Origin of the sequence: Mesorhizobium sp. M7A.F.Ca.MR.148.00.0.0, from assembly GCF_003997735.1 — a bacterium.
Classification (GTDB): Bacteria; Pseudomonadota; Alphaproteobacteria; order Rhizobiales; family Rhizobiaceae; genus Mesorhizobium.
The window spans coordinates 168,361-176,180 of record NZ_RZTB01000001.1 but is presented as its reverse complement, the minus strand read 5'-3'; the positions used below and the strand labels follow the sequence as shown (position 1 = coordinate 176,180).

General features: G+C 62.1%; 5 protein-coding genes. 2 read left to right on the top strand and 3 right to left on the bottom strand.

All coding sequences use genetic code 11. The features are described 5' to 3' along the window. The 3 genes from glmS to EOB49_RS00910 form a co-directional block, all read right to left on the bottom strand. On the bottom strand, positions 1-1,814 hold a 1,814-nt coding region (gene glmS / locus EOB49_RS00920; protein WP_127379871.1), incomplete at its 3' end, for a glutamine--fructose-6-phosphate transaminase (isomerizing). 177 nt (positions 1,815-1,991) lie between these two features. Further along, a complete protein-coding gene (gene glmU, locus EOB49_RS00915) occupies positions 1,992-3,350 on the bottom strand; it encodes a bifunctional UDP-N-acetylglucosamine diphosphorylase/glucosamine-1-phosphate N-acetyltransferase GlmU (RefSeq protein ID WP_127268353.1) in 1,359 nt (452 codons plus the stop codon). 168 nt (positions 3,351-3,518) lie between these two features. Further along, the gene (locus EOB49_RS00910) at positions 3,519-4,265 is read right to left on the bottom strand and encodes a cytochrome c biogenesis CcdA family protein (RefSeq protein ID WP_127379876.1); all 747 of its coding nucleotides are present in this window, start codon (positions 4,263-4,265) and stop codon (positions 3,519-3,521) included. A gap of 173 nt (positions 4,266-4,438) precedes the next feature. Here EOB49_RS00910 and EOB49_RS00905 point away from each other — a divergent pair, with 173 nt between their 5' ends. Both EOB49_RS00905 and topA read left to right on the top strand, forming a co-directional pair. After that, the gene (locus EOB49_RS00905; RefSeq protein WP_127321918.1) at positions 4,439-4,816 is read left to right on the top strand and encodes a hypothetical protein; all 378 of its coding nucleotides are present in this window, start codon (positions 4,439-4,441) and stop codon (positions 4,814-4,816) included. A 367-nt stretch (positions 4,817-5,183) separates the two neighbouring features. Beyond that, on the top strand, positions 5,184-7,820 hold the full coding sequence (gene topA, locus EOB49_RS00900) for a type I DNA topoisomerase (protein WP_127379870.1): 2,637 nt from the start codon (positions 5,184-5,186) through the stop codon (positions 7,818-7,820).

Sequence of the window (7,820 nt, the reverse complement as noted above, 5' to 3'; positions counted from 1 at the left end):
GTCACCGATTTCGCCAGATTGCGCGGCTGGTCGACGTCGGTGCCCATGAACACGGCGGTGAAATAGGCGAGCATCTGGATCGGCAGCGCGTAGATGATCGGCGAGATGATTTCCGGCACGTCCGGCAGCACGATCGTCTCCATCGTCTTGACGCTCGTCAGCGCCGCACCCTTGCTGTCGGTGATCAGGATGATCTTGCCGCCGCGCGCCGCCACTTCCTGCATGTTCGAAACGGTCTTTTCGAAAATGTGGTCGTGCGGCGCAATGACGATGACCGGCATGTTCTCGTCGATCAGCGCGATCGGTCCATGCTTCAGCTCGCCGGCCGCATAGCCCTCGGCGTGGATATAGGAGATTTCCTTGAGTTTCAGCGCGCCTTCCATGGCCAGCGGAAAGTTGGTGTCGCGGCCGAGATAGAGCACGTCCTTGTAGCGTGAGAGTTCACGCGCGATCCGTTCGATCTGCTCTTCAAGCTTGAGCACCTGATTGGCATAGCGCGGCGCTTCCGAAAGCGCGCGCACCAGGGTCTTCTCTTGTTCTTTCGAGATTGTCCCGCGCGCCACGCCGGCCCGCACGGCAAGCGATGCCAGCACCGAAAGCTGGCAGGTGAACGCCTTGGTCGAGGCAACGCCGATCTCCGGCCCGGCGAGCGTCGGCAGCACGACATCGGATTCGCGCGCCATGGTCGATTCGCGCACATTGACGATCGCGCCGATCTTCATGCCGGCCTTGCGGCAATAACGCAGCGAGGCCAGCGTGTCGGCAGTCTCACCGGACTGCGAAATGAAGAACGCCGCGTCGTTCTTCGACAATGGCATTTCGCGGTAACGGAATTCGGAGGCGACATCGATGTCGACGGGCAGGCGCGCGTAGCGCTCGAACCAGTATTTGCCGATCAGGCCGGCAAGATAGGCGGTACCGCAGGCCGAAATCGCCAGCCGGTTGATCTCTGCGAAATTGAACGGCAGATCCAGCGGCTTGGAGACGCCGCCGACAAAATCGAGATAATTCGCCAAGGTATGCGAGATCACTTCGGGCTGCTCATGGATCTCCTTCTCCATGAAATGGCGGCGATTGCCCTTATCGACCATGAAGCTCGTCGACAGCGACTGCTGGCGCTTGCGGTCGACCTTTGTGCCGTCGATGTCGAAGATGGCAACGCCGTCGCGGCGCACCACCGCCCAGTCGCCATCTTCGAGATAGGTGATCGAATTGGTGAACGGTGCGAGCGCGATGGCGTCGGAGCCCAAGAACATCTCGCCATCGCCATGGCCGACAGCCAAAGGCGGACCGTTGCGCGCGCCGACGATCAGGTCCTCGTCGCCCTTGAACATGATTGCCAGCGCAAAGGCGCCTTCCAGTCGCTTCAGCGCCTGGTGCGCGGCCTCGACCGGCTTCAGGCCTTTAGCGAGTTCGCGCGCCACCAGATGGGCGACGACCTCGGTGTCGGTCTGCGAGGAGAAAGAATAGCCGTCGCGGATCAGTTCTTCGCGCAATTCGGCGAAATTCTCGATGATGCCGTTATGGACGATGGCGACACCGTCGGAAAAATGCGGATGCGCATTGGTCTCGTTGGGCACGCCGTGTGTCGCCCAGCGTGTGTGACCGATGCCGATCGTACCGTCGAGCGGCTCGTCCTTGAGCCGGCGCTCGAGGTTGATCAGCTTGCCTTCGGCGCGGCGGCGAGCAAGCTGGCCGTGCTCGATGGTGGCGACGCCGGCCGAGTCATAGCCGCGATATTCCAACCGCTTCAGCGCATCGACGATGAGCGGCGCAACCTGCGAGTGGCCGACGATTCCAACGATACCGCACATGCAGACAGCCCCCGATTCCCCGTGGAAAACCAGCGCTATTTAGGGATGGCCGGCCTGCCGCGAAAGTCACATTGCATTTCGTCCCGTGTAACGGAACGCTCATTCTTGTCGATGCACCATGACAGACCGCTCTTGCAATCCGGTTACTGCAATCGTTCGGTTTTTTGCGGGCTGGTCTTACTTTTTCTTCGCAGCCGCGGCCGAAGCAAAGCGTTCGCGCAATTCCTTGCCCTTGCCCGGGATCGTCTTTTGGCGAGCACGGCCGAAGGCCAGCGCATCGTCGGGCACGCTTTCCGTGATCACGCTGCCCGAGGCAATGTAGCCGCCCTTGCCGATGGTGACAGGTGCCACCAGCGACGAATTGGAGCCAATGAACGCGCCCTCGCCGATGTCCGTGAAGAATTTCGAATAGCCGTCATAATTGCAGGTGATGGTGCCGGCGCCGATATTGGCGCCTGCGCCGACGCGGGCATCGCCGATATAGGTCAAATGGTTGACCTTGGCGCCCTCTTCGATAACCGCCTGCTTGACCTCGCAGAAATTGCCGACCTTGGCCTTGTCCCGGAGATCAGCACCCGGCCGCAGCCGCGCGTATGGCCCGACATCGCAATTGGACGCAATGGTGGCGCCTTCGATGTGGCTGAACGCATGTATCTTGGCGCCCGTCGCAATCTTCACGCCCGGACCGAACCAGACATTGGGCTCGACGATCGTGTCAGTGCCGATCTCGGTGTCGTGCGAGAAATACACGGTCTCCGGCGCGATCAGCGTCACGCCCGACAGCATCGCTTCATGCCGCCGGCGCGCCTGCCATATGCCCTCGGCTTGCGCAAGTTCGGCGCGGTTGTTGATACCGAGTGCGCTTTCGAAGCTGGCTTCGGTGGCGACGACATCCAGGCCTCGCGCACTGGCGATCTCGACAATGTCGGTGAGATAATATTCGCCTTTGGCATTCTTATTGCCAACCTGATCGAGCAGTGTCAGCACGTGGGCGCCGGCCACCGCCATCATGCCGGCATTGCAGAAGCCGATCTTTCTTTCCTCCTCGGAACAGTCCTTCTCCTCGCGGATGGCCACCAATTTGCCGTCCTTCTCGATCAGCCTGCCATATCCGGTCGGGCTGGGCGGGCGGAAGCCGATCACGACGACGGCGGCGCCCTCGGCCAGTTTCAGCCGCGCCACGGTCAGCGCATCCGCGTCGATCAGCGGCGTGTCGCCAAACATCACCAGGACGTCGTCATAACCCTTTGATATCGCATCGCGTGCGGCCAGCACGGCGTGCGCGGTGCCAAGGCGCTTCTCCTGCACGAAAGTCTCGGCCTTCGGCGCGAACTTTGCCGCAGCCTTGCGCATCTCGTCGGCGCCATGACCGATCACCAGCGCCTGGCTGCCGGCGCCGGCGGCTTCGGCTGCCTTCACCACATGGGCGACCATCGGCAGGCCGGCGATCTGGTGCAGCACCTTCGGCAGCACGCTCTTCATGCGCGTGCCTTCGCCGGCGGCGAGAATGACGGACAGGCAGGATCTCTGGCTCATGGAAGGGACAACCATATGAAAAGGGTTGGGAATCAAGACAGGATAGCAGTGGCGCCATGCTGCACCAATGCGGTTAAATTCCGGTGCGATAGGTAGAGCAACTGACTTTTAATCAGTAATGCAAAGAGCCATTCGAACACGAAAACACGTTCGATATCGGACCAAAAATTACCCCAACCGCCCCAGCACCGGAAAATTCTCCAGCAGCCAGTAAGACACCGTCTGCACGCCGCCGGTGAGGAAAAACACGCCGGCAACGACCAGCAGCGCGCCGATCGCTTTTTCGACGCGGCCGAGATGGACGCGGAATTTGCCGAGGAAGCGCATGAAGGCGCCGGAAAACAGGGCGGCGATCAGGAACGGGATGCCCAGCCCGAGCGAATAGGCGGCGAGCAGCAGCGCGCCCTCGCCCACCGTCTCGCGGCCGCCGGCCAGCGTCAGGATCGGACCGAGCACCGGACCGATGCAGGGCGTCCAGCCGAAGGCGAAGGCCAACCCCATGACATAGGCGGCGACGGCGCTTGCCGGCTTGCCTTGCGACTGGAAGCGCGCCTCGCGTGAAAGCAGCGGAATGCGCAGGATACCGAGGAAATTCAGGCCCATGAGGATGATCAGCACACCGGCGCCCATCGCCAGCGGCTCCTGCCAGATACGCAGCAGCCGGCCGATGGTCGAAGCCCCGGCGCCAAGCGCGACAAAGACGGTCGAGAAGCCGAGCACGAAGGCGATCGAGGAATAAAGCAGCGCGCCGCGCGCGCCTTCACGCGCTGTCGCACCCGCATTGCCGCGGAAATCGTCGACCGAGACGCCGGCCATGTAGCAGAGATAGGGCGGCACCAGCGGCAGCACGCAAGGCGACAGGAACGAGATCGCTCCCGCCCCGACCGCGCTGACATAGCCGATGTCCAATGCCATTTCCAGGAACTCCACTGTCGTGCCGCTGATATAGCGACGCGCAGCCTTGTCCACCAATCACCATTGTGTTGGCAAGATCATGCTTGCCGGGGAAGAAACGGCAGCCCCTGGGCGTTGACACAGCGAGGCCGCGATTTCCCGCGCGTCTCCAGATACCAGTCAGGGAGATTTCCATGAAAACCATAACCGCAGGACTGGCAGCGCTTCTGCTCAGCACCGCCGCATCCTTCGCCGCCGACGCGTGGAAGGAAGCCGAGGTCAATGGCACCAAGATCTACACCGACGCCAACGGCATGACGCTGTATACCTATGACAAGGACGAGAAGGGCAAGACCAATTGCTACGACAAATGCGCCACCAACTGGCCGCCGCTGAAAGCCGAAGCCGGCGCCAATGCGGATGACGAATGGACCGTTGTCGACCGCACCGACGGCACCAAGATGTGGGCCTATGACGGCAAGCCGGTCTACACCTTCATCAAGGACAAGAAGCCCGGCGATGTGACCGGCGACGGCGTCGGCGAAGTCTGGCATATCGTCAAGGCCGACTAAGATACTCAATACATTCACGCCTGATGGCGGAACAAGGCTGGTCGCCAGGCATCGCTCTATGCAGCCGGCGGCCAGCGTCGATCAATTTGCCACTGGCGTCGCCCCGATGCCACTGCTCCAGCAGCTTTCCGCGACTCGGCGAAAATGAAAACCAGCGTTTCCGCTGACTTGAGACCACCATCTCCCTTTCCCAAGTTCTGTGATTTTCTCCATACACTCTAAGAGTGTATTGCTTCGGATCGGCCCGCAATTTGGGCGCGTCCCCTTGACCGGATGCAAAAGCGCGGCCATGTGAGCGACAAATAGAACGAGATTTCGTCGCGCGCAGCGGAATTCTTCTGCCGCACCACAGCTGATATGAGACCTCATGGACGTCGTCGTCGTCGAATCGCCGGCCAAGGCGAAGACAATCAACAAATACCTCGGCAAGAACTACAAGGTTCTGGCCTCGTTCGGCCATATCAGGGATTTGCCGGCCAAGGACGGCTCGGTGCGTCCGGATGAGGATTTCGCCATGTCCTGGGCGGTCGACACGGCCTCGGGCAAGCGGCTTGCCGACATCGCCAAGGCGGTCAAGGATGCCGATGGCCTGATCCTCGCCACCGACCCGGATCGCGAAGGTGAAGCCATCTCCTGGCACGTTCTTGAAGTGCTGAAGCAGAAGCGCGCGCTGAAGGACAAGCCGGTCAGCCGCGTCGTCTTCAACGCCATCACTAAGTCGTCGGTGCTGGAGGCGATGGCCAATCCGCGCCAGATCGATGCGCCGCTGGTCGATGCCTATCTCGCCCGCCGCGCGCTCGATTATCTCGTCGGCTTCACGCTGTCGCCGGTGCTGTGGCGCAAGCTGCCGGGCGCCCGCTCGGCCGGCCGCGTCCAGTCGGTTGCGCTGCGCCTGGTCTGCGATCGCGAATCCGAGATCGAGCGCTTCATCCGCGAGGAATACTGGCAGATCGCTGCACTGCTGGGCACGCCGCGCAACGAGAATTTCGAAGCGCGGCTGACCGCCTTCGATCGCAAGAAGCTGCAAAAGCTCGACATTTCCAACAAGGCGCAGGCCAACGACATCAAGTCGATGCTCGAAGGCGCGACCTTCAAGGCGGTGTCGGTCGAAGCCAAGCCGACAAAGCGCAATCCCGGCCCGCCCTTCACCACTTCGACGCTGCAGCAGGCCGCCTCATCGGGTCTCGGCTTCTCGGCCAGCCGCACCATGCAGGTGGCGCAACGCCTCTATGAAGGCATGGAGATCGGCGGCGAGACCACAGGTCTCATCACCTATATGCGAACCGACGGCGTGCAGATGGCACCCGAGGCGATCGACGCCGCACGCGACGCCATTGCCAAGGAATTCGGTCCGAAATACCTGCCGGAAAAGCCGCGCCAATACACCGCCAAGGCCAAGAACGCCCAGGAAGCGCACGAAGCGATCCGCCCGACGGATTTCATGCGCACCCCGGCATCCGTCAGGCAATATCTCGATTCCGACCAGATGCGGCTCTATGAGCTGATCTGGAAGCGCGCCATCGCCAGCCAGATGCAGCCAGCCGAGATCGAGCGCACCACCGCCGAGATCGAAGCGGTCAACGGATCGCGCACCGCAGAGCTGCGTGCCATCGGTTCGGTCGTTCGGTTCGACGGTTTCATCGCCGCCTACACCGACCAGAAGGACGACGATGCGGAAGACGAGGAAAACCGCCGCCTGCCTGAAATCCGCGCCGGCGAGCAGCTAGCCCGCCAGGCGATCAATGCCACCCAGCACACCACCGAGCCGCCGCCGCGCTATTCCGAAGCTTCGCTGATCAAGAAGCTGGAAGAACTCGGCATCGGCCGGCCTTCTACCTATACGGCGATCCTGAAGACGCTCGAGGACCGAGACTACGTCACCATCGACAAGCGCCGGCTGGTGCCGCAGGCCAAGGGCCGGCTGCTGTCGGCCTTTCTTGAAAGCTTCTTCAAGCGTTATGTCGAATACGACTTCACCGCGTCCCTCGAGGAAAAGCTCGACGAGATTTCCGACGGCAAGCTCGCCTGGAAGGACGTGCTGCGCGATTTCTGGAAGGATTTTTCCGGCGCCGTCGCCGACATCAAGGAACTGCGCGTCACCGACGTGCTCGACGCGCTCAATGAAGAACTGGCGCCGCTGGTGTTCCCGACGCGGGAGGACGGCTCCAATCCGCGCATCTGCCCGAAATGCGGCACCGGCAATCTGTCGCTGAAGCTTGGCAAGTTCGGCGCCTTTGTCGGCTGCTCCAACTATCCCGAATGCTCCTTCACCCGCCAGCTCGGCGATGCCGCCAATCCCAATGGCGAGAATGGCGGCGGCGAGGACGGCACCAAGGTGATCGGCAAGGACCCTTACACGTCAGAGGAAATCACGCTGCGCAGCGGTCGCTTCGGCCCCTATCTGCAGCGTGGCGACGGCAAGGAGGCCAAGCGTTCCAGCCTGCCCAAGGGCTGGACGGCCGAGTCGATCGACCACGAAAAGGCGCTGGCGCTGCTGTCGCTGCCGCGCGATGTCGGCCAGCATCCGGAAACCGCCAAGATGATCTCAGCCGGGCTTGGCCGCTACGGCCCCTTCGTGCTGCATGACGGCACCTATGCCAATCTCGAAAGCATCGAGGACGTGTTCTCGATCGGCCTCAACCGCGCCGTATCGGTGATCGCCGAGAAGCAGCTGAAGGGCAAGGGCGGCCGCAATGGCGGTACTGCCGCAGCGCTGAAGGAGCTTGGCGACCATCCCGATGGCGGCGGCAAGATCGTCGTGCGCGACGGCAAATACGGGCCTTACGTGAATTTCGGCAAGGTCAATGCTACGCTGCCCAAGGGCAAGGATCCGCAGTCGGTGACGATCGAGGATGCGCTGGCATTCATTGCCGAGAAGGAAGCCAAGGGCGGCGGCGGCAAGAAGCCGTTCCGAAAGGCAGCCGCGGCCAAGGCCCCGGCGACCAAGAAGGCGGCAGCCAAGAAGCCGGCTGCGAAGAAGCCGGCCGCGAAGAAAAAAGGATAG